The 25,743-nt window shown below is 61.0% G+C and carries 24 protein-coding genes; 10 read left to right on the plus strand and 14 right to left on the minus strand.

The window, feature by feature from the left end; genetic code table 11:
- Positions 1-72 precede the first annotated feature (72 nt).
- The 4 genes from K6117_RS04345 (at position 73) to rsmA (ending at position 5,688) form a co-directional block, all read left to right on the plus strand.
- Positions 73-2,394 (plus strand): LPS-assembly protein LptD, encoded by a 2,322-nt coding sequence (locus K6117_RS04345; protein WP_425514686.1) that lies wholly within the window; start codon positions 73-75, stop codon positions 2,392-2,394.
- A gap of 80 nt (positions 2,395-2,474) precedes the next feature.
- Positions 2,475-3,827, plus strand: coding sequence for a peptidylprolyl isomerase (locus K6117_RS04350; protein WP_221792482.1), 1,353 nt, complete (start codon positions 2,475-2,477; stop codon positions 3,825-3,827).
- Entirely contained in the window at positions 3,824-4,819 is a 996-nt protein-coding gene (pdxA, locus tag K6117_RS04355) for a 4-hydroxythreonine-4-phosphate dehydrogenase PdxA (protein ID WP_221792483.1), read from the plus strand. Before K6117_RS04350 ends, pdxA begins: the two co-directional genes overlap by 4 nt.
- The gene (rsmA, locus tag K6117_RS04360; protein WP_221792484.1) at positions 4,816-5,688 is read left to right on the plus strand and encodes a 16S rRNA (adenine(1518)-N(6)/adenine(1519)-N(6))-dimethyltransferase RsmA; all 873 of its coding nucleotides are present in this window, start codon (positions 4,816-4,818) and stop codon (positions 5,686-5,688) included. Before pdxA ends, rsmA begins: the two co-directional genes overlap by 4 nt.
- A gap of 71 nt (positions 5,689-5,759) precedes the next feature.
- Here the strand turns inward: rsmA and K6117_RS04365 are convergent, their stop codons facing one another.
- From K6117_RS04365 to K6117_RS04385, 5 genes are all read right to left on the minus strand, one after another.
- Positions 5,760-6,281 (minus strand): tetratricopeptide repeat protein, encoded by a 522-nt coding sequence (locus K6117_RS04365; protein ID WP_343211740.1) that lies wholly within the window; start codon positions 6,279-6,281, stop codon positions 5,760-5,762.
- A 30-nt stretch (positions 6,282-6,311) separates the two neighbouring features.
- On the minus strand, positions 6,312-7,496 hold the full coding sequence (locus K6117_RS04370) for an RsmB/NOP family class I SAM-dependent RNA methyltransferase (RefSeq protein ID WP_221792485.1): 1,185 nt from the start codon (positions 7,494-7,496) through the stop codon (positions 6,312-6,314).
- Between the two features lie 24 nt (positions 7,497-7,520).
- On the minus strand, positions 7,521-8,981 hold the full coding sequence (gene guaB / locus K6117_RS04375) for an IMP dehydrogenase (protein ID WP_221792486.1): 1,461 nt from the start codon (positions 8,979-8,981) through the stop codon (positions 7,521-7,523).
- A gap of 72 nt (positions 8,982-9,053) precedes the next feature.
- On the minus strand, positions 9,054-10,583 hold the full coding sequence (locus tag K6117_RS04380; RefSeq protein WP_221792487.1) for a M28 family peptidase: 1,530 nt from the start codon (positions 10,581-10,583) through the stop codon (positions 9,054-9,056).
- Between the two features lie 35 nt (positions 10,584-10,618).
- A complete protein-coding gene (locus tag K6117_RS04385; RefSeq protein ID WP_246604802.1) occupies positions 10,619-11,425 on the minus strand; it encodes an HpcH/HpaI aldolase/citrate lyase family protein in 807 nt (268 codons plus the stop codon).
- A gap of 135 nt (positions 11,426-11,560) precedes the next feature.
- Between K6117_RS04385 and K6117_RS04390 the strand changes: the two genes are divergently transcribed.
- The 3 genes from K6117_RS04390 (at position 11,561) to trmFO (ending at position 14,382) form a co-directional block, all read left to right on the plus strand.
- On the plus strand, positions 11,561-12,445 hold the full coding sequence (locus tag K6117_RS04390) for an SPFH domain-containing protein (RefSeq protein WP_425514687.1): 885 nt from the start codon (positions 11,561-11,563) through the stop codon (positions 12,443-12,445).
- A gap of 4 nt (positions 12,446-12,449) precedes the next feature.
- Positions 12,450-12,890: an NfeD family protein gene (locus tag K6117_RS04395; protein ID WP_343211741.1), complete on the plus strand. Its 441-nt coding sequence runs from the start codon at positions 12,450-12,452 to the stop codon at positions 12,888-12,890.
- Positions 12,891-13,053: 163 nt separating this feature from the next.
- Positions 13,054-14,382 carry a methylenetetrahydrofolate--tRNA-(uracil(54)-C(5))-methyltransferase (FADH(2)-oxidizing) TrmFO gene (gene trmFO, locus K6117_RS04400; protein ID WP_221792490.1) on the plus strand — a complete coding sequence of 443 codons (1,329 nt, stop codon included), beginning with the start codon at positions 13,054-13,056 and terminating at the stop codon, positions 14,380-14,382.
- A gap of 234 nt (positions 14,383-14,616) precedes the next feature.
- Here the strand turns inward: trmFO and K6117_RS04405 are convergent, their stop codons facing one another.
- Positions 14,617-16,350 (minus strand): fatty acyl-AMP ligase, encoded by a 1,734-nt coding sequence (locus K6117_RS04405; protein WP_221792491.1) that lies wholly within the window; start codon positions 16,348-16,350, stop codon positions 14,617-14,619.
- Between the two features lie 295 nt (positions 16,351-16,645).
- Here K6117_RS04405 and K6117_RS04410 point away from each other — a divergent pair, with 295 nt between their 5' ends.
- From K6117_RS04410 to K6117_RS04420, 3 genes are all read left to right on the plus strand, one after another.
- Entirely contained in the window at positions 16,646-17,197 is a 552-nt protein-coding gene (locus K6117_RS04410) for a regulatory protein RecX (protein WP_221792492.1), read from the plus strand.
- Between the two features lie 86 nt (positions 17,198-17,283).
- On the plus strand, positions 17,284-17,868 hold the full coding sequence (locus tag K6117_RS04415) for a cold shock domain-containing protein (protein WP_221792493.1): 585 nt from the start codon (positions 17,284-17,286) through the stop codon (positions 17,866-17,868).
- An 11-nt stretch (positions 17,869-17,879) separates the two neighbouring features.
- Positions 17,880-18,377, plus strand: a complete 498-nt coding sequence (locus tag K6117_RS04420; protein WP_221792494.1) for a DUF192 domain-containing protein — start codon at positions 17,880-17,882, stop codon at positions 18,375-18,377.
- Between the two features lie 299 nt (positions 18,378-18,676).
- On the opposite strand, the gene K6117_RS04425 is transcribed toward K6117_RS04420, so the two are convergent.
- The 8 genes from K6117_RS04425 to ccmC form a co-directional block, all read right to left on the minus strand.
- On the minus strand, positions 18,677-20,602 hold the full coding sequence (locus tag K6117_RS04425) for a potassium transporter Kup (RefSeq protein WP_221792890.1): 1,926 nt from the start codon (positions 20,600-20,602) through the stop codon (positions 18,677-18,679).
- A 165-nt stretch (positions 20,603-20,767) separates the two neighbouring features.
- Positions 20,768-21,424, minus strand: a complete 657-nt coding sequence (locus K6117_RS04430) for a tetratricopeptide repeat protein (protein ID WP_425514688.1) — start codon at positions 21,422-21,424, stop codon at positions 20,768-20,770.
- Positions 21,424-21,867 (minus strand): cytochrome c-type biogenesis protein, encoded by a 444-nt coding sequence (locus tag K6117_RS04435; RefSeq protein WP_221792891.1) that lies wholly within the window; start codon positions 21,865-21,867, stop codon positions 21,424-21,426. The genes K6117_RS04430 and K6117_RS04435 overlap by 1 nt, the downstream gene beginning before the upstream one ends.
- Positions 21,867-22,394 (minus strand): DsbE family thiol:disulfide interchange protein, encoded by a 528-nt coding sequence (locus K6117_RS04440; RefSeq protein ID WP_221792496.1) that lies wholly within the window; start codon positions 22,392-22,394, stop codon positions 21,867-21,869. The genes K6117_RS04435 and K6117_RS04440 overlap by 1 nt, the downstream gene beginning before the upstream one ends.
- Complete coding sequence (locus K6117_RS04445; protein ID WP_221792497.1) at positions 22,391-24,361, minus strand: heme lyase CcmF/NrfE family subunit; 1,971 nt, start codon at positions 24,359-24,361, stop codon at positions 22,391-22,393. The genes K6117_RS04440 and K6117_RS04445 overlap by 4 nt, the downstream gene beginning before the upstream one ends.
- A complete protein-coding gene (gene ccmE / locus K6117_RS04450) occupies positions 24,361-24,792 on the minus strand; it encodes a cytochrome c maturation protein CcmE (protein WP_221792498.1) in 432 nt (143 codons plus the stop codon). The genes K6117_RS04445 and ccmE overlap by 1 nt, the downstream gene beginning before the upstream one ends.
- On the minus strand, positions 24,789-24,923 hold the full coding sequence (locus K6117_RS04455) for a heme exporter protein CcmD (protein ID WP_221792499.1): 135 nt from the start codon (positions 24,921-24,923) through the stop codon (positions 24,789-24,791). The genes ccmE and K6117_RS04455 overlap by 4 nt, the downstream gene beginning before the upstream one ends.
- Entirely contained in the window at positions 24,920-25,651 is a 732-nt protein-coding gene (gene ccmC / locus K6117_RS04460) for a heme ABC transporter permease CcmC (protein ID WP_221792500.1), read from the minus strand. The genes K6117_RS04455 and ccmC overlap by 4 nt, the downstream gene beginning before the upstream one ends.
- Positions 25,652-25,743 lie beyond the last annotated feature (92 nt).

Consider the following 25,743-nt stretch of genomic DNA (forward strand, 5'->3'; position numbering starts at 1 on the left):
ACGATTCGACCGCAGCCACAGGAACAATGATTGCAGATAAGCCAGCGGGATGCGATAGGCGGGGTCGAATTTATGAACTGGTGGACGTTCGTGCCAAGATTGAACCCCAATGCCCTGATGCTCTGCCCGGTACTGCTGTCGATCTTCTGGTCGCCCGCAGCCTTGGCCCAATTTACCCAGAATACCGAAGCAGAAGCGGCGGCAGACCTGTCCGCGCAAGGGCCGATGGATGCTGCCACGAATTCTGATACCTCATCGGATCTGGCACCGGATTTGACGCCAACCGAAAACAGCCCGGTCGATTTTGCGGCAGACCAGCTCGATTATGACGAAAATCTGGATGTCGTCACCGCCACCGGCAATGTCGAAATGGAGCGCGATGGCAATCATTTGCGCGCCGATGTGGTCGTTTGGGACCGCGTCACCGGCAAAGTCACCGCCACCGGCAATGTCCGCGTGATCAATCCCGGCGGGGATGTCGCTTATGGCGATTCGGTTGATTTGCAGGACACGCTGAAAGACGGCGTGGCGGAAAACATGCTGCTTGTCCTCACAGATGGCGGCCGCCTTGCCGCCTTGCATGGCGAACGCACCGACGGCGTCACCAAGCTCAATCGCGCCAGCTACACCCCTTGCCATGTCGTTGATTCAAAGGGTTGCGCGAAAAAACCATTGTGGAAAATCGACGCGTTGCGCGTGATTCATGATCCGGTCAAACATCGCATCCGTTATCGCCATGCGCGCCTGTCCTTGTTGGGTATGCCTGTCCTCAGCCTGCCCGCACTGTCGCACCCGGACGGTTCGGGAAATGGTGGCACGGGTTTTCTCGTGCCCGATCTTCGCTATCGCCTCAATAACGGCTTTGAACTGGTCACACCCTTTTACATCCGTTTCTCGGCCAATCGCGATCTATTGCTGACGCCCCATGTCTATTCCATCACGCTGCCGATGCTGGGGGTGGTCTATCGTCAATTGACGTCGAGCGGCGCGTATCAAATCAAGTCCAACCTCACCTATAGCACCAGACAGACCGTGCCATTGTCCGGCCCCTCGAAAGCCATCAAGGACGTGCGCGGCAATTTCGACATCAGCGGCAAATTCCAATTATCGCCGCTTTGGAACATCTCCGGCTCTGGCCGGGTCACGACCGACAAGACCTTCTTGCAGCGTTATTATATTTCTGGCGACGATCGCCTGCGTACGACAGCGCGCGCAGAGCGCGTTGGCCCCAACAGCTATCTCTCGATTGCAGGCTGGGCGGTGCAGGATCTGCGCCCCGGCAGCAGTCAGGGCAGTCAGCCGGTCGCTTTGCCGTTGATCGACTATCGCCTGCGCCTTGCCGACCCGGTGTTGAGTGGCGCGTTAGAGTTTCAGGCCAACAGCCTGTCGCTGGTCCGCACCGCCGGACAGGACACGCAGCGCGCCTTCGCCTCGTTCAAATGGGAAAAACGTAGCCTGACCCCGATGGGGCAGGAATTGTCGTTCACCACTTATGGCCGGGCGGATGTCTATAATGCGAACGACACGCTCGACACCAGAATCGCGCTATATCGGGGTAGCGAAGGCTGGTCCAAGCGCGTAATCGGCGCGGTTGCCGCCGATATGCGCTGGCCGTTACTGGGTCCGGCCCTTGGCGGCACCCAATTGATCACGCCGCGCGTGCAGATCGCCGCCTCGCCCAATGTCAGAAATCTGAGCATCCCGAACGAGGACAGCCGCGCGATCGAACTGGAAGACAGCAACCTGTTCGCGCTCAACCGATTTCCCGGCTATGACCGCTGGGAAGATGGCGCGCGCATTACTTATGGTGCGGAATATGGGCTGAACCTGCCGCGTTTCTCGCTCCGCTCCGTCGTCGGGCAAAGCTATCGGCTCAACAGCCGCACGCAACTCTTCCCTGATGGCACGGGCCTGTCGGGCCGTATGTCCGACATTGTGGGCCGCAATACGCTGGCCTATGGCGATCTGCTGAAATTCACCCATCGCTTCCGGCTCGACAAGAATAATTTCTCGGTCCGCCGCAATGAATTCGATGCCACTATCGGCACCAAGCGTACCTATGCGATGGTCGGCTATCTCCGCCTCAATCGCAATATCGACGCCTCGATCGAAGATTTGCGCGACCGCGAAGAATTGCGGCTCGGGGCGCGCGTGGCGATTAATCGCTTTTGGTCGGTCTATACCAGCTCGGTCATCATCCTGACCGGCAAATCAGAAGACCCGACGACAAAATTGGATGGATATCAGCCGCTTCGCAACGCCACAGGCATTGCCTATGAAGATGAATGCTTTATCTTCTCCGCCACATTGCGACATGATCGCGCCGGGCTTGGCGATGCGCGGATCGGCAATACCATGTTGTTTCGACTGGCCTTCAAGAATTTGGGTCGCTAAGCCTGTGTTCAGCCGCTATGACCCATGGTTTCGGCCACGACTTTTGGCCGCATGATGCGCGTTGTCGTCAAGGAGCAAGGATGAAAGACCGCTTGAATTGGGCTGCGCTGGCATGCGCGACCTCGCTACTGACAGCCTCGTTACTGACCGGGCCGACCGGCGCACAGACCGTGCGCGACGATGACTCGCCTGCCGCGAGTCTGAAACTCCCGTCCAACATCACCCTGTTCGGCAAAAGCGATCCATCGGTGCGCAAGGCCACCGCCATTGTAAATGGCGATGTCATCACCGAAACCGACATTGAACAGCGGCTTGCGCTCGTCATGGCGGCGAATGAAGGGCGGATTTCACCGGAAGAAAAGGAACGGCTTCGCGGCCAGATCCTGCGCAACCTGATCGATGAAACACTCGAAATTCAGGAAGCAAAGGCCAATGAAATCACCATCACGCCTGCCGAGGTCGATCAGACCTTCGCCCGTGTGGCGGCGAACAGCAATCGCACGCCGGAACAATTCCAGGCATTTCTGCGGGCGCAGGGCGCATCGGAACGCACGCTCAAGCGGCAGATCGAGGCCGAAAGCGCCTGGAGCCGTTTGCAGCGCAAGAAGATTCAGCCCTTCGTGAATGTCGCCGAGGAAGAGGTCCAGTCGGTCATCTCCCGCCTGACGGCATCCAAGGGAGCGACCGAGTTGCGCATCGGCGAAATTTTCCTCTCCGCCAACCCGGCCAATGCGGCTGAGGTCTTGGCTGGTGGCCAGAAAATCGTTGAAAACGTCCGGGGCGGCGCATCGTTCGTCGCTTATGCCCGCCAATTTTCCGAAGCCTCGACCGCAGCCGTTGGCGGCGATCTCGGCTGGGTCCGCCCCGAACAATTGCCCGATGTGCTCGCCACAGCGGCGCAGGGCCTTGCAACCGGCGGGATCAGCGATCCCATCGCCATTCCGGGCGGCTATTCGATCATCGTCAAGATCGACGAACGCAAGGTGCTGACCGCCGATCCGCGTGATGCGGTGCTCAGCCTCAAACAGGTCGCAATGGAATTCCCCAAGGGCACGACACAGGCGCAAGCCGCGCCAAAGGTCGAGGCGATGGCCAAGGCCGCGCGGACGATCGCGGGCTGCGGTCAGGCAGAACAAGTGGCGGGTGCTCTGGGCGCAACCGTGGTCGGCAATGACAATATCCCGCTGCGGGATTTGCCGGCAGCGCTCCAGAACATGATGGTCAACCTCCAGATCGGGCAGGCGACACAGCCATTCGGTTCGCTTGACGAGGGCATTCGCTTCCTCGTCGTGTGTGGTCGCGATGATCCGGCGGCGGGCAACGCCCCCTCGTTCGATCAGGTGCTGGCGCAGATGGAAGAAGAACGCGTCAGCCGTCGTGCCCAGCGTTATCTGCGCGATTTGCGCCGCGATGCCGAGGTCGAATACCGTTGACGGTGCTGCCGCTGGCCATCGCGCTTGGTGATCCGGCGGGCATCGGGCCTGAAATCGTCGCGCGCGCATGGGCCAATCGCAAGGCGGCGCAATTGCCGTTGTTCTTTGCGGTCGGCGATGCCCGTTCGATAGCGGCAGTATGGGATGGCCCGGTCTGTCCCATCGCCTCGCCCGATGAAACGGCCAGCGTGTTTGAACATGGCCTGCCGTTGATTCAGGTCGCCGACGCCGCCACCCCGATCCCCGGCCAGCCGGACCTTGAAGGCGCGCGCTGTGCGCTGGATTCGCTCGAACTCGCAACGGGGCTGGTGCGTTCGGGCGCGGCCTCTGCGCTCGTCACCGGCCCGGTGTGCAAGGCGCAATTATACGCCATCGGTTTCACCCATCCCGGCCAAACGGAATTCGTTGCCGAACGCTTCGGCATATCGAGCGACAATGCAGTGATGATGCTGGCCGGGCCGGATTTGAAGGTCGTGCCGGTCACCACCCATATCCCGTTGAAGGATGTGGCCCAGCATCTCGACATTGAGCTGATCTGCGCCAAGGTCCGCGTCACCGCCCGCGCCTTGCAACGCGATTTCGGCATCCCCGATCCGCGCATCGCGATTGCGGGCTTAAACCCCCATGCCGGTGAAAATGGCGAAATCGGGCGCGAGGAAATCGACATCATCCTGCCCGCGATCCAGATCTTGCGGGATGAGGGATTGACCGTCATCGGCCCGCTCGCCGCCGATACGATGTTCCACGCCCGCGCCCGCGCGCAATATGATGTCGCGATCTGCCATTATCACGATCAGGCGCTGATCCCGCTCAAATTGCTGCATTTCGATGAAGGGGTGAATATCACCTTGGGCCTGCCCGCCATCCGCACCTCGCCCGACCATGGCACCGCATTCGACATTGCGGGCAAGCATATCGCGCGCGCCGATGCGATGATCGCCGCCATCCGCATGGCCGCCGCCTGTGCCGAGCGTCGCCAAGCCGCCCAATGACCGATCAAACGCCAGAAGCAGCGCTGCCGACCAGCGGCAAGCGCCCCAAATTGCCGCCATTGCGCGAGGTGATCCAGCGTTATGGCCTGATCGCGTCGAAATCGCTTGGCCAGAATTTCCTGTTCGATAGCCAGTTGCTCGACCGCATCGCCGCCATTCCCGGTGGGCTGGAGGGCAAGACCGTGTACGAGGTCGGCCCCGGCCCCGGTGGTCTCACCCGTGCATTGTTGAAGGCCGGGGCGAATGTCGTCGCGGTCGAAATGGACCCGCGCTGCATCGCGGCCTTGGCAGAACTTGAAACCTATTATCCCGGCAAATTGCGGGTGATCGAGGGCGATGCCCTGAAAATGGACGAACGCGCGTTGGTGGGCGATGGCGCGCATATCGTCGCCAACCTGCCCTATAATGTCGGCACGGCCCTGTTGGTGCGCTGGCTCGGTGGCGAACAATGGCAACCTTGGTGGGCATCGCTCACCTTGATGTTCCAACGCGAAGTCGCCGACCGCATCATTGCCAAGCCGGACACCAGCGCCTTTGGGCGGCTGGCGGTGCTGGCGCAATGGCGGGCCGATGCGACGCTCGCGTTGCCGGTCCATCGCTCGGCCTTTGTGCCACCGCCCAAGGTCATGTCGGCGGTGATCCACATTACGCCACGCCAAGCCCCTGAAGGCGCGCGCATGACGACCGTCGAACGCATCACCGCCGCCGCATTCGGCCAGCGCCGCAAGATGTTGCGTCAAAGCCTGAAGGGCCTGCCCGGTGCACTCGATGCGCTGGAAAAATGCGGGATCGATCCCACGCGTCGGGCGGAAACCTTGTCGATCGACGAATTCATCGCCGTCGCCCGCATGATGGATGCCGCCGCGTAATTTGTCGCGCCCTCAAGCGCCCGGCGCTTGAGGCTAAAAGAAGAAAACGGGACTAAACAAAAACCCCTAAATCAGGGATTCTTCTTATCGTTCGTCTGGGTAGCGACCGCTGCTGCTGCCGGGGCCGGTGGCCCCTTGGCGATCACCGCCGTCAAATTGGTCGCCGCCGGGCAGGTCACCCGGCACAACGCCTTGATTCGCGCCAGATTAGCCTTGGCCCGCTCGACTGCGCCACGCTGGACATAGGCATCGCCCTGCCCTTCCAATGCCGCCAGATCGTCCGGGTTAATCGACAATGATTCGCGATAGAAACGAATGGCCTTGCCCGGCAGGTTCTGCGCCCGCGCGACCTTGCCCAGCCCGTTGAAACCCGCGACATTGCGCGGATCGACGACCAATGCCGCCTCCATCAAATCGGCGGCCTCATCAAGACGGCCCGCCGCCAAGGCGGCCTCGCCCTGCTGCACTAGCGCGATGGAACGCGGGTTGATCTGATCGTCCGCCTTTTGCCCCAGCACGGCACTCGATACGGTCGCCAGCGATAACGACAAGGCGACGGCAATCGGCGAAAAGCGCATCAGTAACTCCATCATCGGCATAAGGGCCTCTTTACTGCCCAGCCTCTACCATGCCCGCTTCAGTCTGGCGACGAAAAATCCGTCGGTCCCGTCCCGCCCCGGCGTCAAGCGCCAGCCGGACCGATGCACCGCGCCCAAAGGCAAATCCAGCGGATCGACCTCCCAATCGCGACGGCCTTGCAGGAAATCATCCACCGCATCCGCGCCTTCGACATCCAGCAGGGAACAAACGACATAAATCAGCGCCCCGCCCGGTCGCACCAGCTCTGCGCCGACCTCCAACAGGCTGCGTTGCGTCCGGTTCAGCCGCTCCAGCCGCGCGGGCGTCAAACGCCAGCGCCCTTCCGGGTTGCGCCGCCATGTCCCCATGCCGGAACAAGGCGCATCGATCAGCACCGCATCCGCCGCGCCGCACACATCGTGCAAGGCGTCCAACTCGCGCCCCGGATTGAGCAGGCGCGTCTCGGCAATCGTCACGCCCGCCCGTTCGGCGCGCGGCATCAGGCGAGACAATCGCGCCCGATCCGTATCGCAGCCGATGATATGGCCGTTGTTCTCCATCATCGCCGCCAGCGCCAATGTCTTGCCGCCCGCCCCCGCGCACAGATCAATCACATTCGCACCGGGCTTGGCCGGACAAGCGAGCGTCACCAACTGGCTGCCCGCGTCCTGCACCTCGATCAGCCCCTGCTCCATCAACGCCTGCATGGCGGGCGAGGCGTCATTTGCCACACGCCGCGCATCGGGCAGGCCGGGGATCGCGGACCATTCCTCCGCCAAAGCCGCCAGCGCCGCGTCATCGGCCCGCAGGGGGTTGATCCGCACATCCAGCGGGGCGCGTTCCAACAAGGCTGGCCATTCGCTTGCCGGTAAAGTCGGGGCCAACATCGGCTGCAACCATAAAGGCACCAGCGAGGCAGGCGCGGTCGCCTCATCCGCCGCGATGATCGCCGGGCCATAAGCCACGCCGGTAAATTGCGCCGCCAGTTCAGGATCGTCCTGCGCCAGCCCGACCATCGCCGCGCGGCCATTTTCGGGCAGATCGCCGCAACGACGAATGGCGCGATACACCAGTTCCCGGATCGCGCGGCGATCCTTGGAACCGGCATAGCGCCGCTGCTTCATCCCTTCCGTGATGATCCGATCCGCCGCCGCGCCATTATCGCGGCAGGCGTTGATGATCTGATCCAGCAATTCAATCGCGGTCTGGACGCGGGCCGCCGGGTTCATGCCGCGAAACGCGCCGACATAAAATCACCCATGGGTCGGGTAATTCGGGGCCTCGCGGGTGATGGTGACATCATGGACATGGCTTTCGCGCAAGCCCGCATTAGTGATGCGGACAAAGCTCGCGCGTTCCTGAAATTCCTTGATCGTCTTGGCGCCGGTATAGCCCATCGCCGCCTTCACGCCGCCCACCAGCTGATGGATCACATCCTTGGCCGGGCCTTTATACGCGACCTGCCCTTCGATCCCTTCCGGCACCAGTTTCATCTGGTCGGTGATGTCCTGCTGGAAATAACGATCCGCCGAACCGCGCGCCATGGCGCCGACCGAACCCATGCCGCGATAGCTCTTATACGCGCGGCCCTGATAGAGGAATGTTTCGCCCGGCGCTTCTTCCGTGCCCGCGAGCAACGACCCGACCATGACGCAGCTACCGCCCGCCGCCAGCGCCTTGGCGATGTCGCCCGATGTCCGCAGACCGCCATCGGCAATCACCGGCACGCCGTGCTTATGCGCTTCTTCCGCCGAATCCATCACCGCCGTCAATTGCGGCACGCCGACACCGGCGACAATGCGCGTGGTGCAGATCGAGCCGGGGCCAATGCCGACCTTGATCCCGTCCGCACCCGCATCGATCAAGGCGCGGGTGGCGGCGGCGGTCGCGACATTGCCTGCGATCACCTGCACATTGCTCGACAATTTCTTCACGCGCTCGACCGCGCGGCTGACCTCGGCATTATGGCCATGGGCGGTATCGATCACGATCAGATCGCATTCCGCATCGATCAGCGCCTGTGTCCGCTCAAAACCCTTGTCGCCGACGGTGGTGGCGGCGGCCACGCGCAACCGGCCCGATGCGTCCTTGGTCGCATTCGGATAGGTCACGGCCTTTTCAATGTCCTTGACGGTGATCAGACCGACGCAATGATAGGCTTCATCGACGACCAGCAGCTTTTCAATCCGGCGTTGATGGAGCAAGCGCCGCGCCTCTTCCTGACTGACGCCCGCCTGCACGGTCGCGAGATTCTGGCTCGTCATCAATTCGCGCACCGGCTGAGCCGCATATTCGGCAAAGCGCACATCGCGATTGGTGAGAATGCCGACGAGCTTGCCCGAAGCCTCGACCACGGGAATGCCCGAAATGCGATGGCGGGACATCAACATCTGCGCCTCGGCCAAGGTCTGATCGGGGGCGATGGTGATCGGGTTGACGACCATGCCGGATTCAAACCGCTTCACCGCGCGGACCGCTGCCGATTGTTCTTCGATCGAAAGATTGCGATGCAGCACGCCAATGCCGCCAAGCTGCGCCATGACGATCGCCATATTCTCTTCCGTCACGGTATCCATGGCAGAGGAAAGCACCGGAATGTTGAGGCTGATGCCGCGCGTCACCTGGGTACGCGTGTCGGCCTGGCTAGGCACAATGCTGGATTCCGCAGGCACCAGCAGGACATCGTCAAAGGTTAAGCCAATCCGAATGTCCATTTGCGCGTCCCAACCTTTCAATGCTGCGAATGAGTCGTGCGCTGACCCTATAAGGGGGGATGTCGGGTTTCGCTAGGGTGTGGGAGGACTTTTTCCCGGAAATTGCGCTGGATCGGCCAATGTGCGGGCCAGCCGGACCATCAAATCCGCATCCTGCGCCGCGCCGCCCAGTTCAATCGCGTGGCTCAGATCATCTTCGGGGAGGTGATAAGGCTTATCAAAGAATGACTTGAGCCGCGCCTCATCGGTAAAAAATCCGCCGACCATCACCGCAGGCACCCCGGCCTGCATAAAGGCCCAAGCATCCTGACGCCGCAACAACGCATTATGGACAGGGCGATCATCCACCTCGCGCCCCATATCATGCGCGATCTTGTCGATAAGCGGATCAAGCACGGTCAACCCGCGCCCGATCACGCCGATCTTGGCCCCGCGCGGCACCACCGCCACCGTATCCATATTGAGCGCCGCCACGACCTCGGCCTTGATACCGAGCAACGACCCCGCATAATAACGCGCGCCCAATAAGCCCAATTCCTCCGCCGTCGTCGCGATCAGGATCACATCGCGCGCCAGTGGTGCGCCCTTATTAAGCCGCCGTCCCACCTCGATCATCATCGCCACGCCGCTCGCATTATCGACCGCACCATTGCAAATACGGTCGCGCTCGCTTTTGGGTGCGCAAATGCCAAGATGATCATGATGGGCGGACAGGACAATCGCCCCGGCGAGATTACCCGTGCCATTGCCCGCTCGGCCCCGAATGCGCCCGACCACATTATAGCCGTCATACGCCCGGATGATGCTGGTCGCGTGCAGGCTGAAAGTAACCGGCAGCATCATGGGCCGAAAATCCGCCCGCCCCGCCTCTTCGATCAGGCCATCAAGGCTGCGGCCCACACGCTGCGCCATCTGATCGACCTGATCGCGCGGCAGGATGATGCTGGCGGCCAGTGCCGGATCATTGGCCAGCATCGTGCGCGGGCCACGGTTCAATTCGCGGATGCGCTGCCATGTCACATCATGCGGGGCAACCAATATCACCCCGCCTGCCCCACGCGCGGCAAGGCTGCTCCGCACATCCGTCATCACCATCGGCGCAATCCCGCCCGGCGGCTTATCGGACAAGAGCAATATCAGCCGGTCTTTGACCTCCGCCTGATCCAATTGATGGCCAAAGCCCGCAAACAAGATCGGCATATTACGCAAGCTGAGCTGTTCCTCGCGGGTCGTCGCGATCAATCCATCGGAGGAAAGCGACATCGACCCGCCAGCGAATTTAAACTTGCCCGTCGCCTTGAACGGACGGCGCTCCACCAGCGGGACCGGCTGGAACCATTGGCCATTCGCCCCATCCGGCACCGCGCCCAGCGCCTCGAACTGCTTGGCGATATAGGCGATGGTCTTTTGCTCGCCCTCGGTCCCGGCCCGACGCCCCTCAAACGCATCGCTCGCCAGCACCTCGATATGCTGCATCAGATCGGCCTCGCTGATCGCCTGATCCGGCAAGGTCGCCACCGGCGCATTGGCGCGTGGCAGCACGGCATGGGTCGCCCCCGCCAGCCCCGCCAGCAACAGGAGCGCCGCAGCTACCTTACGCAAATGCCTCACCGATACATGCGCCACTGGTCGCAAATTCAAACGCGCGCGCGGGCAAGCAAACGACGCGCGGACTCCACATGCATCGTTTCGATCATCCGGTCCTGATAACGCTCCGCCCCGCCGGTCGCGGCGGCAATCAAGGCCTGCGCCTCGGCAATCGCCTGTGCATCCGGCCCGAATGCGGCATTGGCTGTGTCAATCTGATTGGGATGGATCAACGTCTTGCCATCAAAGCCGAGCAAATGCCCCTGCGCGCATTCCGCGGCTAATCCGGCCTCATCCTTCAATTTGTTGAACACGCCATCCAATACAGTGATGCCCGCCATCCGCGCCGCCATCACCGCCACCTGCATCGCATATTGCAGGCCTGTCCGCGCCGGATCGTCCGGCAGATGCAGCACATGCGCGAGATCGTTATTGCCCATGATCAGCCCGACAACCGCAGGCTCGGCGGCAATTTCATACGCGCGGCGCACCGCCAAGGGCGTCTCGATCATCGCATAGACCGGACGGCCCAGTTGATGCGCCACCCGCGCCGCATCCGCCGCATCCTCGACCTTGGGCAGTACGAACAAATCGCACGCTGCCCCTGCCACCGCCGCCAGATCATCGGCGTGAAAGCGGCTATCGACCGCATTGACGCGGATTGCGGTGATCTTGCCCGGAAATCCTGCCTGCATCGCAGCGACTGCGCCCGCGCGCGCCACCGGCTTATCCTCATCCTTCACCGAATCTTCGAGATCGAGGATCACCATATCGCAGGCCAGCCCCCGCACCTTTTCAATGGCACGTGCATTGCTGGCGGGCAGATAAAGAGCAGAGCGCGGGGCGACGATCATCAAATTGAAACCTCTGGTGATGGATAATGGTTGGCAACCGCCGAAAGGCTTGTCACATTAATTGCCGGAAGATCAAGTCTGGTCCTCGGGTGTACAAGGGGAATGTCTGTGGAAGGGTTTTTACTGATCGCATTGGTGATGGCGATTGTCTTTGTGTTCATGGGCGTCACCGTTGTCCGCCAAGGCTATCAATATACGATTGAACGCTTCGGGCGTTTCACCCATGTCGCCCATCCCGGCTTCAACTTCATCATGCCGTTTTTCGATCGCGTGGGCCGCAAGGTCAATGTGATGGAACAGGTGCTGGATATTCCGGGGCAGGAAATCATCACCAAGGACAATGCCATGGTGTCGGTCGATGGCGTGGTCTTTTTTCAGGTCCTTGATGCCGCCCGCGCGGCCTATGAAGTGTCCGACCTTTATGTCGCGATCCTCAACCTCGTCACCACTAATTTGCGCACCGTGATGGGCGCGATGGACCTTGATGAAACCCTGTCCAAACGTGACGAAATCAACGCCCGGCTGTTGTCGGTGGTCGATCATGCCACCATCGCATGGGGCGTGAAGATCACCCGGGTCGAGGTCAAGGACATCCGCCCGCCGATGGACATCGTCAACGCCATGGGCCGCCAGATGAAGGCCGAACGCGAAAAACGCGCGACCATCCTCGAATCCGAAGCCGCGCGTCAGAATGAAATCAACCGCGCAGAGGGCCTGAAACAGGCGCAAATTCTGGAGGCCGAAGGCCGTCGCCAATCCGCATTCCTCGACGCAGAAGCCCGCGAACGCTCCGCCGAGGCCGAAGCCAAGGCAACCCAAATGGTGTCCGATGCCATCGGGTCGGGCAATAGTCAGGCAATCAACTATTTCGTCGCCCAGAAATATGTCGAGGCGATCAGCCAGTTCGCGACCAGCCCGAATGCCAAGACCATCCTCTTCCCGGTCGAAGCCACGCAATTGATGGGGTCGCTTGGCGGCATCGGCGAATTGCTGCGCGGTACGCTGACCGACAAGACATCGTGAGGCGATGATGATCGACCAACTCGCGCCCCATTTTTGGTGGCTCAGCCTCGCCTTCGCCCTCGCCATTGCCGAAATGGTGATCCCCGGCGTGTTCCTGATCTGGCTTGGCGGCGCGGCGTTGGTCACTGGCCTCGCGACCATGGCCTTCGACCTTGGCCATTCGGCGCAATTGGCGGTCGCGGCGGTAACGGCCATTGGCTCGGTCTATCTGGGCCGCCGCGTGATCCACGACCATCCGACCGTGTCGGACGATCCGATGCTCAACGACCGCACGGCGCGGTTGATCGGCCATGTCGTGACGGTGACACAGGGCTTTGAAAATGGTCAGGGCCGGGTCAAGGTCGGCGATACCGAATGGCTCGCCAACGGTCCCGATCTCGTACTTGGCGCAAAAGCGCGGGTCATCGGCAGCACCGGCGGCGCGCTGGATGTGGAGGGGGTATAAAGACGCTTGGCAACGGCCACCAACCGCGCGTAAGCGCCGCAAGGCCGACCGGCCGCCCGAGCTTATTGCGAGGAAGCCAAGCGGGCGGATGCCCGCGCCCGGCGCTTGAGGGCTAAAACAAAAAAATAGACTCCCCTTGCTGATTCCGCCTATCGGCAAGGCCATGCAACATCAGGTTCACATCATCGGCGGCGGGCTCGCCGGGTCGGAAGCGGCATGGCAATTGGCCGAGGCCGGTATCCGCGTCAAATTATCGGAAATGCGTGGCGGCGGGCATATGACCCCCGCGCATGAAACGGACGCGCTGGCGGAACTGGTCTGCTCCAACAGCTTTCGCTCCGACGATGCCGAACGCAATGCCGTCGGCCTGCTCCATCAGGAAATGCGCGATCTCAATTCGCTGATCATGCAGGCGGCAACCGCCACTCGCCTGCCCGCAGGCTCCGCCCTCGCCGTCGCGCGCGAGGACTTCGCCAATTATGTGACACAGGCGCTCAGCAACCATCCGAATATCGAGGTCGTGCGCGAACGGGTCGATGACATTCCCGATGACGGCGTGCCGGTCATCATCGCCACCGGGCCATTGACCGCAGACGGCCTCGCCGCCTCGATTGCGCGGCGTACCGGATCGGATGCGCTGGCGTTTTTCGATGCGATTGCGCCCATCGTCTATCGCGACAGCATCAACATGGACATTTGCTGGCTCCAATCGCGCTGGGACAAGGGCGAGACCAAGGATTATATCAACTGCCCGATGTCGAAGGATGAATATATCGCCTTCCACGCCGCCATGATCGCCGGTGAAAAGACCGAGTTCAAGGAATGGGAAAAGGACACCCCCTATTTCGATGGCTGCATGCCGATCGAGGTGATGGCCGAACGCGGGCTGGATACGCCGCGTTATGGCCCGATGAAGGGGGTCGGCCTTGATGATCCGCGCACCGGGCGCTGGCCCTATGCAGTGGTGCAATTGCGGCAGGACAATGCGCTTGGCACCTTGTGGAACATCGTCGGTTTCCAGACCAAGCTGAAACACGCCGAACAGGTCCGCATCTTCCGCACGATTCCGGGCTTGGAAAATGCGGAATTCGCAAGGCTTGGCGGCCTGCATCGCAACAGCTTCATCCGCTCTCCCATTTTGCTGGATGAAACATTGCGCCTCAAATCCGCGCCGCATATCCGCTTTGCGGGCCAGATCACCGGCTGCGAAGGCTATGTCGAATCCACCGCCATCGGCCTGATCGCAGGCCGTTTCGCGCTGGCGGAACTGACCGGCAAAACGCTCCCCCCGCCGCCGCAAGAAACCGCGCTCGGCGCATTGCTGCATCACATCACGGGCGGCGCAGAGGCCGATAGCTATCAACCGATGAACGTGAATTTCGGCCTGTTCCCGCCGCTCGAATTGCAGGGCCGCAGCAAAAAGGCCGACCGGAAATTGCTCTACTCCAGCCGTGGCCGCGAAGCGTTCAAGGCGTGGAGTCTTTTGTTTTAGCCTCAAGCGCCGGGCGGCGACATCCGTCGCCTTGGCTACGCGCCAATAAGGCGCGGCGGCCGTTCGGCCTTGCGGCGGCGATGCCGCCGTTGGTGGGGGATAGCTAGGTCAGCCCTTGGAAATTGCCGCCAACGGCTGCGTGAGCAGCCGCAAGCGCGAACGCGCGCCCGAGCTTATTGCGAGGAAAGCCAAGGCGACGGATGTCGCCGCCCGGCGCTTGAGGGAACAATCAAACTACGCCGCAATATCGTAAGGCTGGATCTCGCCTGACAGATAGAGGTTCCGCGCCTTGGCCCGGCTCAACTTGCCCGAAGAGGTGCGCGGCAGGGTGCGCGGCGGCACCAGTTCGACCACGCAATGCATGCCGGTAATCGCGCGGACGCGTTCGCGGATCGCATCGCGCAACCGGCTACGCTCCATCGGATCGGTCGTGCGGCATTGCACCAGCACGGCAGGCGTTTCTTCGCCACCCGGCGTGGTGATCGCAAAAGCAGCGATGTCGCCCGATTTAAAGCCCGGCAATTGCTCCACCGCCCATTCGATATCCTGCGGCCAATGGTTCTTGCCATTGATGATGATCATGTCCTTGGCGCGGCCCACGATATACAAATAGCCGTCCGACAAATAGCCCATGTCCCCGGTATCGAGCCAGCCATCCGCCATACAGGCTTCGGTCGCTTCCTCGTCCTGATAATAGCCGGTCATGATCGAAATGCCCTTGCACCAGACCTTGCCGATCGCCTTTTCAGGTAGCAATGTGCCGTCTTCCTCGCGGATTTCGACGACCATGTCCTTCACCGGCTTGCCGCAATTCACGATCGAGCGGAAACGCTGTGGCCGATTGGGCCGCGCATCCGCGCCCGACAATTCGGTTTCTTCGACCAGTTCGACGACAATCCCCTCGCCCGGCGGCATGATGGTGACAGCCAACGTCGCCTCGGCAAGGCCATAGCTCGGCAAAAAGGCGCTGGCGTTGAAGCCCGCCGGGTGGAACGCATCGACAAAGCCCTGCATCACATCCGGGCGGATCATATCCGCGCCATTACCTGCGATGCGCCAGCGCGACAGATCGAAACGGTCAGCGACATTGGTCTGGAGGCTGATGCGACGCGCGCAAATGTCATAGCCAAAGGTCGGCGAATAGCTGATCGACGTGCCGTCATGGCGGCTGATCATATCGAGCCACGCCAGCGGACGCCGCGCAAAATCTTCGGTCTTGAGATAATCGACCGACACCTGATTGGCGACCGGCGACAGGAAGCAACCGACCAGACCCATGTCATGATACCAAGGCAGCCACGAAATGCAGCGGTCGCCGGTGGTGATTTCCATCCCATGGGCATGGGCGGACAGATTGTTGAGCAACGCCCGGTGCGTCACCGCCACCCCATGCGGGAAACGGGTCGAACCCGATGAATATTGCAGATAGGCGATGTCGTCCGGATCGGCCTGTGGCAAATCCACCGCAGGCGCGTCGTTCGCGGAAAAGCTCTCCCAATCCAGTCCGCGCACATTGCATTGACGCGCGGCCTCGCCCGCCATTGTTTCCAGTTCAGGCGGATAGAACAGGATCGAGGGATCGGAACTGCCCAATTGCACCTTCAATTGGTCGATATAGCTTTCCTTGCCGCCAAAGCTCGTCGGCAACGGCAGCGGCACCGGCCATGCGCCCGCATAGATCACACCGAAAAACAGCGCCGCGAAATCCGGGCCAGTTTCGGCGATCAACGCGATGCGGTCGCCGGGCTTCACGCCATCGGCAATCAGCCGCGCCGCCTGTGCCAGCGCATCCACCCGCATCTCGGCAAAGCGATAAGGCCGCACCAAAGAGCCGCGCGCATCATGAAAATTCAGGCCGCGCAGGCCCGTTGCCGCATAATCCAACGCCTCACCCAAGGTGCCAAAATCGGCGAACCGGCGGGCTAGATGGTCATCCGTGGGGCAGCTTTGCGACGGAATGGGCGACATAATATACTTTCCTGCTTGCGACCGGCTTGTGGTGTCCGGCCTGCTTTAGATCAGCCTGTTCAGGACCGAATAGCCAAATGGTCTTCCCGCACCCTCGCCATCGGGCTAGGTATGGGTGAACCGGAGCACTACATCGGACCGCACTATGGCACAAAAATGGCGCTCTACACGTCAGGGCACGAAAAGTGCAACTTTTCCGCACGAATTGGCCGACGAAAATACACAAGCTACGCCCGATCAATCGGGTGACACCTCAACACGGCCATCGGCACGCCCCCCCGCACGGCCAAAGGGAATGAAGCTCGACTCTGCCCGGCTGGACCGGCTCGCGCTTGATTATGTCGCGCGCTATGCCACCACCAGCGTCAAGCTCCAGCGCTATTTATCGCGCAAAATCATGGAAGCACGGCACGCCGATAGCATTGATGAAGCCGTCGCATCGACCCTCAATGCCCAGATTGCCGACATTCTCGCCCGCTGTGTCACGCTTGGCTATGTCAATGATCGCGCATGGGCCGAAATGAAAGCATCCTCGCTACGCGCCAGCGGCTATGGCGACAGGCGGGTCCGCGACAATTTAAGAAGCAACGGCATTGCCCGCGATGTCGTTGAAGACATTAGCCTTACCCCGCATGAAGGGACGGGCGAGGATGAAAGAGAAGCGGAAAGTCCGATGGACATTGCGTTGCGATTCGCCAGACGCCACCGAATTGGGCCTTTCCGTCCCGTTAAAGAAAATGAACATCAAATTCACCAAACCATCGGAAAGCTGGTCAGAGCCGGACATCCTTATGATATTGCACATAAAATATCACAGATGAGCGCTACTGACATTGATGAAAATTGAAAACTTCGGAAACTAAACCATTGACGAAGGCACCAATGGCCTGCTGATACGTGATCTTGTTGTAACACGCGGGATAAGTACAAGAGATGACAGAACGGGACACATCGCCTGAGCACGAAAATGTAGAGGCGAGCGGGACCGGTGAAGAAGCGGGTAAACAGGTTGTTTCAGGCTTAGTGAAATGGTTCGATGCCACCCGGGGGTTTGGGTTCATCGTGCCAGATGATGGTTTGGGTGACGTGCTTATCCATTTTTCGCTGCTGCGCGAACATGATCGCCGTAGCTTGCCGGAAGGTGCGCGGATCGATTGCACGGTAGTGCAGCGTGACCGGGGCCGTCAGGCCGACCGCGTCACGGCAATTGACCTAAGCTGCGCCACAGGCCCGGATTTGCAGGAAATCGCACAACGCGCGGCTGACCGCATCGACCCGGTCGCCTTGGTCGATGATGCAGGCGAATATACACCCACCACGGTCAAATGGTTCAACCGGCTGAAGGGTTATGGCTTTGTGGTGCCGGATGGCACGACCGAAGACGTGTTCCTCCACATGGAAACCCTGCGTCGCGGCGGCATCGAAGAAGTCGAACCGGGCGAGCGGCTTTTCGCCCGCATCGCAGCGGGCCGCAAGGGGCGGCTGGCTGTCGTGGTCAACCGTGAATTGCCAGAATAAGGCGCGTTAACATGCGTCATGCGCTGCGGCTTGCCCTTTTTATCGGTGTCGCGGTCTTGCCGATTGCCGCCTGCCATGCAGGCGGCAGCGCGCCCTTCTCCAACGCCAATGCGACCGAGAATGAGGCCGAAAGCGGCCTTGCCACCGAAACCCTGTCCATTGCGACCATGAAGGGTGAACGTCGCTTCACCGTCGAAATCGCGCAGACTGCAGAAGAACAATCGCGCGGCTTGATGTTTCGCACCAAGCTTGCGCCTGATCGCGGCATGATCTTTCCGATGTTGCCGCCGCGCGATGTGGCCTTCTGGATGAAGAACACCCTCATCCCGCTCGACATGATCTTCATCCGCCCCAACCGCACCATCGCCCGGATCGAGGCAAACACCGTGCCGGAAACGCTCGACCCAGTGTCCTCCAACGAGCCCGTCATCGCGGTGCTGGAAATCGCAGGCGGCCAAGCCGTCGCCCAGGGCATCGCCCCCGGCGATCTGGTGACGCTCCCCTTTTAGGGGAGCTTTTTTTTGCTTTAGCCTCAGTCGCCGGCGCGGGCATCCGCCCGCTTAGGCTTTCGCGCCAATAAGGCGCGGCGGCCATTCGGCCTTGCGGCACTGCGTGCCGTTGGTGGCAATTGTCATGCGCAACCCTAAGATAGTGCCACCAACGGCGGCATCGCCGCCGCAAGCGCGAACGCGCGCCCGAGCTTATTGCGAGGAAAGCCAAGGCGACGGATGTCGCCGCCCGGCGCTTGAGGGAACAAACAAAAAAACTAACCGCGCACGGAACGACGGAGGTGTACCCCGCCCTGCAATTAAATCTCGACCTGACTACCCAGCTCCACCACGCGGTTAGTCGGCAAGCGGAAGAACTCCATCGCGCTTTCTGCGTTCCGCAGCATCCATGCGAACAGATGTTCGCGCCATACGGCCATGCCGGGGCGCGATGACGGCAACAAGGTCTGCCGTGCGAGGAAGAAGCTCGTGTCCATCATGTTGAACGTCGCACCGCCACAATTGCCCAGATTCTTCAACGCATCCGGCACATTCGGCTCTTCCATAAAGCCATAGCGAATGACGAGGCGGAAAAAGCCCTGCCCGAGATCGCTCATGCTGCACCGCCGCGTCTCATCGGTATAAGGCACATCTTCGATCCGCACGGTCAACAGCACCACACGCTCATGCAGCACCTTGTTGTGCTTCAGATTGTGCAGCAACGCATGCGGCACGCCTTCCGGGGTCGATGTCATGAACACCGCCGTCCCGGACACGCGCGACGCGCTATTGGCCGCCGATTTGATGAAGATGCCAAGCGGCATCGCCGATTCACGCATCCGTTCCAGCATCAGCTTGCGCCCGCGCGACCAGCTGGTCAGCAATGTAAAGATGATCAGCCCGACCAACAATGGGAACCAGCCGCCATCCGGCACCTTGGTCAGGTTCGCCGCGAAATAGGCGACATCGACGACAAGGAACACCGTCAACACCAGCACCGCCAGCAATTTGTTCCAATGCCACAAGGAGAACAATACCACCGCCAACAGACAGGTATCGATGAACATCGCCCCCGTCACCGCAATACCATAAGCCGCCGCGAGGTTGCTCGACGACTGGAACATCAAGACCAAAGCGATCACCGCGACCATCAGCGCCCAGTTGATTGCCGGGATGTAAATCTGCCCGGCGGCGCGTGCGCTGGTATGGGCGATACGCAGACGCGGGATGAAGCCAAGCTGGATCGCCTGTTGCGTCAACGAGAACGCACCCGAAATCACGGCCTGACTGGCAATAACCGTCGCCATCAGCGCCAGCAGCACGAGCGGCAAGCGGAAGGCTTCTGGCGCGAGCAAGAAGAACGGGTTGAAAATCGCCGCCTGCGCCGCCACCGGATCAAGCGAAATGATCATCGCGCCCTGCCCCAGATAGTTGAGCATCAGCCCTGGCAAGACGAAGAACAGCCATGACACGCGAATCGGATTGCGGCCAAAATGCCCCATATCGGCATACAGCGCCTCTGCCCCCGTCACCGCGAGCACGACAGAACCAAGCGCTAGAAACGCCTTGACCCCGTCGATCCTGAAAAACTCCACCGCATACATCGGATTGAGCGCCCAGAGAATTTCCGGGGCCTGGACGATATGGCTCAACCCCAATACCGACAGCACGATGAAATAGATGACCATGATCGGCCCGAACAATAACCCGACCTTTGCCGTGCCGCGCGCCTGAATCATGAACAGGCCCACCAGAATCGCAATCGCAATCGGCAGCACAAATGGCTCGAAACCGGGATTGACGACCATCAGACCTTCGGATGCCGACAACACCGACATCGCAGGCGTAATCATGCTGTCGCCATAAAAAAGCGCTGTCGCAAACACGCCGAGCAGCACAATCGACATGCTCCATTTCGCATCCGGCGATTTGCGGTTGATCAGCGCCAGCAGCGCAAGGCTACCGCCTTCGCCCTTATTATCGGCCCGCATGATGATGCTGACATATTTGATCGTCACCACGATCATCATCGACCAGAAAATCAGGCTCAACACGCCATAAATATGCATCGGATCGGGCGCGAGCCGATGATGCCCGCCAAAGGTTTCACGAAAGGCGTAAATCGGGCTGGTGCCGATATCGCCAAACACGATGCCGACCGCGCTGATCGCGAGGCTCAACAACGACCCATGGACATGATGTCCACCAACCGGCGTATCGCCAGCCTGTGTCGGGGATGTATTCATGTCGGAAGCGCTTGTGGTCATCGGCTAAATTGCCCGTATATTAAACGTCCTGCACTCCCAAGAAGGCGGGATAGGACGCCGCGCACTAGCACAGCCCCTATGGCCCTGCAATCGCGCTACATACGGCAGATTTCCGGGAAATTTTATTAATTCAGTAAAAAAGGATCAACGTGCCGAGGCTGCGGCGGGCGCAGTGGCATCCGAATCACCTGTCATCTGGGCGATCTCGGCCAGACGCTGTTCAAGATCGGCTCGCCATGGCGCGTCTTTGGGCGTTCTCGCCAGCAATTTCGCCCAGATCGCCGCCGCCGCATCATATTGCCCCGCCTGCGCCAGCCCCAAGCCTTTGAAAAAAGCCGGTCCCGGATGATCAGGGGCAATCGCCAACGCCCGGTCAAACGCCAGATCGGCGGCAGGCGTCAGCAAGCCCCCCGCATGCAACACCAATGCATTGCCCATCGCCACCCAAATATCCGCATTGTCCGGCTGCATCTGCGCCGCACGCGCCAACAGGGCCGCCGCCATGCGGTGATCGCCCTTTTGCTCTTGCGCCAAGGCCAACACGAACAACCCGTCCGCATTCTGCGCGCCCTTAGCCACGGCATCGACTTCGTTTTTCAACGCGCCCTCTTCCTTGGTGGATGAAGGCGGCGTCGGCGCGGGTTGACCGGCCGATTGGGGATGACCCTGCCAGCCATAGCCCACAGCACCGAGCAACAGCACCGCCGCCACCGGCCACATGCGCGCGGACCTATGACGCAGCGCAAGTGCCAGCCCTGCCAATGCCGCCGCCAACAACAAGATCAGCCAGAACCACCCCATCACGCTTCACCCTTGTCAGACGGTCGCGCATTTGAAGAACGTTGGCGAAAACGACCACGCACCAGCCACAGCCCGATGAAAAAAACGACCAGAGGCACAATCCACACCGGGGCAGCGATCGCGCTCATTTCCGGTTTGTAACTGACCCAAGGGCCATAACGTTCGATGAACCAGGCGCGGATCGCATCCGGCTTTTCGCCCGCCGCCACCTTGCCCCGCACCAAGGCCCGCATATCGCCGGCCATTTCGGCATTGCTGTCGGCAATGCTTTGCCCCTGACACACAACACAGCGCAATGTTTCCATCAGCGCCTTGGCCTCGGCCTCTTGCTTGGCATCGGGCAATTGCGTGTTGGCAAGGGCGGCGGGCGGCAGATTGCTATCCGCCTGCACCACGCCGGGCAGCAACATCGCCATCAGGATCAGGGCCAGCCAATGCCGCATCATCGCGCGACCTCCATCTGATCGAGGATCATCGGCACATCTTCCGAGCGAATATCGCCGACATGCTGATAACGGATCACGCCCTTGCCATCCACGACATAGCTTTCCGGCACGCCCGAAGACCCCAGCGCCAATTGCACGGCGCTGGTGACATCGCTGCCGATGCGTTGATAGGGATTGCCATTGCGGGCAAGGAAGCGCGCCACATCTTGCGGCGTATCGCGAATGGCGATGGCATCGATCGCCACGCCCTTGGCCTTGAGTTCGAGCAAGACCGGCGCTTCCGCGATGCAGGGGATGCACCAGCTTGCAAAGATATTGAGCAGCCGGGGCTGGCCCATCGCCAGATCGGCGGTGTTCAGCCCGCGCACCCCTTTGGTTGCGGCGGGCAACGTAAATACAGGCAAAGGCTTGCCCACCAACGCCGAACGCACCACCCGGCCACCCGGTTGAATCAGCCCACGCGCGACCACCCCGACAAAAATCAGGAACAGCACAAACGGTGCCCAGATCGCGAGCTTTTTCATCGCGCGGCTCCCGATGCTGCAACACGCCCACGGCCCGCCCGCCAGTTCTTCCAGACCTCTGCCCCGCCCTCACGCCACAGCCGCCCGATCAGCGCCAGCAGCCCGCCAAGGGCAATCATCAAACCGCCTAACCAGATCAACGTGACAAAGGGCTTCCACCACAAACGCATCTGCCAACCGCCCGCGCCATCGGCCTTGCCGATCACGGTATAAAGCTGGCCATCCCAAAGCGTCGCAATCGCGGCCTCGGACGTTTCCGTCATCGGCGACCAGAATTGCCGCGATTCCGGCACCATCACCCGGACAATGTGGGAACTGCCGCGCGTGACCTGTAATTCCGCCTCGACCGCCGTCCAATTCGGCCCCGCCACCGGACGGACATCATGGAAGCGCACATGGAAATCGCCAATCTCCGCGACATCGCCAATTTTCATCGCGATCAGCCGCTCCTGCATGAACGCGCTATCCGCCGCCATGCCCGCAAGGCTCACCGCCACGCCGAGATGAGCAATCACCATCCCCCATGTAAACAATGGCGTCCGGCGCAGGCTGCGCTTGGCCAGCGGCGCAAGGCTCGCCACCGCCGTACCACCGGCGACAATCAGGCCGAGCAACGGCAAAATGCCGATCTTCCCGCCCCAGATCACCACAGCGATCACCGCCGCCAACAGCAACGCCAAGGCCGGAACCAGTACGCGCCGCGCCACCGCGCCGGGTTCATCGCGCCGCCAACGGACCAACGGGCCGACCCCCATCAACACGACAAGGATCAACGCAGGTGCCGCACTGACCGAATTGAAATAAGGCGGGCCGATTGACAGCTTATCACCCGTCATCACTTCCGCCGCCAAGGGATAGAGCGTGCCGATAAACACAATCGCCAACAGCACCGACAGCAACAGATTGTTGATCACCAGCCCGGCCTCGCGGCTCAACGGATCGAATTGATTGCCCTCGCGCACCGTGCCGATCCGCAGACCAAATAACGCCAGCGCGCCGCCAATATAGATCGCGAGCAGCATCAACAAGAAACTGCCGCGCTGCGGATCGACCGCAAAGCTATGCACACTCGTCAAAATGCCGGAACGCACCAAAAATGTGCCCACCATCGACATCGAGAACGCGACCACCGCCAGCATCACCGTCCATGCCCGAAGGCCGTCGCGCGTCGCCAGCACCGTCACCGAATGGAGCAAGGCCGTCGCCGCGAGCCACGGCATCAACGACGCATTTTCGACCGGGTCCCAGAACCACCAGCCACCCCAGCCCAATTCATAATAGGCCCAATAGCTGCCCGCCACGATTCCAACCGTCAGGAAAACCCATGAAATCAGTACCCATGGCCGCATGGCGCGGGCAAAGGCCGGGCCGACATCACGGGTGATCAACGCGCCGACCGCAAAGGCAAAGGCGATGCTGATCCCGACATAGCCGAAATACAGCGTCGGCGGATGGAAGGCCAACCCCGGATCTTGCAACAACGGGTTCAGCCCCTGCCCCTCGCTCGCTGCGGGCAATTGCCGCGCAAAGGGGTTGGAGGCGATCAGCAGAAAGGCGTAAAAACCAAGGCCGATCAGCGCCTGCGCGCCCAAGGTCGCGACCAATGTTTTCGGCTCCAGCCGCTTTTCCAACAGCGCGACCATCGCCCCCGCAACGGCCAACACCGTCACCCACAACAGCATCGACCCTTCGTGATTGCCCCAAGTGCCTGCGAATTTATACAGCCACGGCTTGGCCGCATGGCTATTCATCACCACCAGCCTGACCGATAAATCGGTCCGCATGAACAACGCAATCAGGGTCAAAAACGCGCCCGATACCAGCACCGCCTGCATCACCGCCACCGGCCTTACCAGCGCCGCGACCGGCCCGTCCGGCTGACGCCAGCCAAACAGCCCCGCATACATCTGCAACGCCGCCAGCGCCGCCGCCAGCCACAAGGCGGCCAGTCCGAATTCTGCCAACATCAGCTCACGCGTCCGGTCTTGTGCTTATCGCCCGCCATTTGCGGCGGCATATAGCGTTCATCATGCTTGGCGAGGATATTGCTGGCCACAAATTGGCCCGGCGTCACGAATTTGCCCTCGGCCACCACGCCCGAACCCTCGCGAAACAGATCGGGGACAATGCCCTTGAATTCCACCGGAATCGCATGACGCTCATCTTCCACGACAAAGCGGATCGTCACCCCATCGGCCAGTTTCTTGACCGAGCCTGTGCGCACCATCCCGCCCAGCCGCACATCGCGATCAAGCGCAGGTGGGCTACGCAGCACATCGGACGGCGCATAAAAATACGCCGCCTGATCCTTCAGGCCCGACATCGCGAGCAGCACCGCCCCCAGCATCGCGACCACAGCCGCAACAATCAGGATCAGCCGTTGGTTCTTGGCCTTCACTTGCGCCCTCGCATCATCTCATCCACGGCCTGTTCGGCGCGGCGCATCTGGTTGAAGCTGACCAATACCAGCCAGCCAAGCGCAGGCACGCTCACGCCATAAGCCGCAATCACAAAATGCCACTGGTTCACGAGGCCGCCAGTCGACGCATGCGCATCTCCAATTTGGTTTCGGCCAGTTCGGCCCGCATCCGCATCAACACAATCGCGCCGAACAACAGGCTCGCACCGACCGCTGCGCCCAACAACGGCCACAGCATCGACGCGTCAATGCTCGATCCCTTCATCAGGCTGATGCTCTGGCCCTGATGCAAGGTCCGCCACCACAAGACTGAATAATGGATAATTGGCAGGTTGATCGCACCGATCAGCCCGAAAATCGCGGTCATCCGCCCTTCGCCTGCGGACTCTCCATCGGCATCGCGCTCGGCCCGCGACAGCGCCATATAAGCGAGATAGAGAAAGAACAGGACCAGCATCGACGTCAACCGCCCGTCCCATTCCCACCACGTTCCCCATGTGGGCCGCCCCCAGATCGCACCGGTCGCAAGGCAAATCGCCGCAAACACCGCGCCCGGCAATGCACAGGCCCGACCCGCCACGCCCGCCAAAGGGTGCCGCCAGATCAATTGCATCGCGCTGGCAATGGCGATCCCGCTCCACCCCGCCATGCCCAGCCATGCGGCAGGTACGTGAATATATATGATCCGCACCGTATCGCCCTGAAGATAATCGGCAGGGCCGAACAACACGCCATAAACGACGCACAAGATCAGCAGCACGCCGCCGACAAGGCCAAGCCAGCCCGTCAACGGGCGTGCGATCTTCAAAAAACGGGCGGGATTCGCATAAGCATGCATGATGCATGTGCATCTAGCCAATCATCACCGGCTTGGAAAGCGCCACGAGACGCTAAAGCATTGCGTTTATCGCACGCCCATTCCAAAGCGGC

The sequence above is a fragment of the Alteraquisediminimonas sediminicola genome, assembly GCF_019740335.1.
GTDB lineage: Bacteria > Pseudomonadota > Alphaproteobacteria > Sphingomonadales > Sphingomonadaceae > Alteraquisediminimonas > Alteraquisediminimonas sediminicola.

Bases quoted from the DNA above. Each gene is read 5' to 3' on its own strand.
- K6117_RS04390 (WP_425514687.1), top strand. From the start codon at position 11,561: ATGGCGATTGTCTTTGTGTTCATGGGCGTCACCGTTGTCCGCCAAGGC.
- K6117_RS04350 (WP_221792482.1), top strand. From the start codon at position 2,475: ATGAAAGACCGCTTGAATTGGGCTGCGCTGGCATGCGCGACCTCGCTA.
- trmFO (WP_221792490.1), top strand. From the start codon at position 13,054: ATGCAACATCAGGTTCACATCATCGGCGGCGGGCTCGCCGGGTCGGAA.
- K6117_RS04410 (WP_221792492.1), top strand. From the start codon at position 16,646: ATGAAGCTCGACTCTGCCCGGCTGGACCGGCTCGCGCTTGATTATGTC.
- ccmC (WP_221792500.1), bottom strand. From the start codon at position 25,651: ATGCATGCTTATGCGAATCCCGCCCGTTTTTTGAAGATCGCACGCCCG.
- guaB (WP_221792486.1), bottom strand. From the start codon at position 8,981: ATGGACATTCGGATTGGCTTAACCTTTGACGATGTCCTGCTGGTGCCT.
- K6117_RS04420 (WP_221792494.1), top strand. From the start codon at position 17,880: ATGCGTCATGCGCTGCGGCTTGCCCTTTTTATCGGTGTCGCGGTCTTG.
- K6117_RS04435 (WP_221792891.1), bottom strand. From the start codon at position 21,867: ATGCGGCATTGGCTGGCCCTGATCCTGATGGCGATGTTGCTGCCCGGC.
- K6117_RS04345 (WP_425514686.1), top strand. From the start codon at position 73: ATGAACTGGTGGACGTTCGTGCCAAGATTGAACCCCAATGCCCTGATG.
- K6117_RS04425 (WP_221792890.1), bottom strand. From the start codon at position 20,602: ATGAATACATCCCCGACACAGGCTGGCGATACGCCGGTTGGTGGACAT.
- K6117_RS04370 (WP_221792485.1), bottom strand. From the start codon at position 7,496: ATGAACCCGGCGGCCCGCGTCCAGACCGCGATTGAATTGCTGGATCAG.
- K6117_RS04440 (WP_221792496.1), bottom strand. From the start codon at position 22,394: ATGAAAAAGCTCGCGATCTGGGCACCGTTTGTGCTGTTCCTGATTTTT.
- K6117_RS04445 (WP_221792497.1), bottom strand. From the start codon at position 24,361: ATGTTGGCAGAATTCGGACTGGCCGCCTTGTGGCTGGCGGCGGCGCTG.
- rsmA (WP_221792484.1), top strand. From the start codon at position 4,816: ATGACCGATCAAACGCCAGAAGCAGCGCTGCCGACCAGCGGCAAGCGC.
- K6117_RS04415 (WP_221792493.1), top strand. From the start codon at position 17,284: ATGACAGAACGGGACACATCGCCTGAGCACGAAAATGTAGAGGCGAGC.
- K6117_RS04365 (WP_343211740.1), bottom strand. From the start codon at position 6,281: ATGATGGAGTTACTGATGCGCTTTTCGCCGATTGCCGTCGCCTTGTCG.
- K6117_RS04395 (WP_343211741.1), top strand. From the start codon at position 12,450: ATGATGATCGACCAACTCGCGCCCCATTTTTGGTGGCTCAGCCTCGCC.
- K6117_RS04405 (WP_221792491.1), bottom strand. From the start codon at position 16,350: ATGTCGCCCATTCCGTCGCAAAGCTGCCCCACGGATGACCATCTAGCC.
- K6117_RS04430 (WP_425514688.1), bottom strand. From the start codon at position 21,424: ATGGGGTGGTTCTGGCTGATCTTGTTGTTGGCGGCGGCATTGGCAGGG.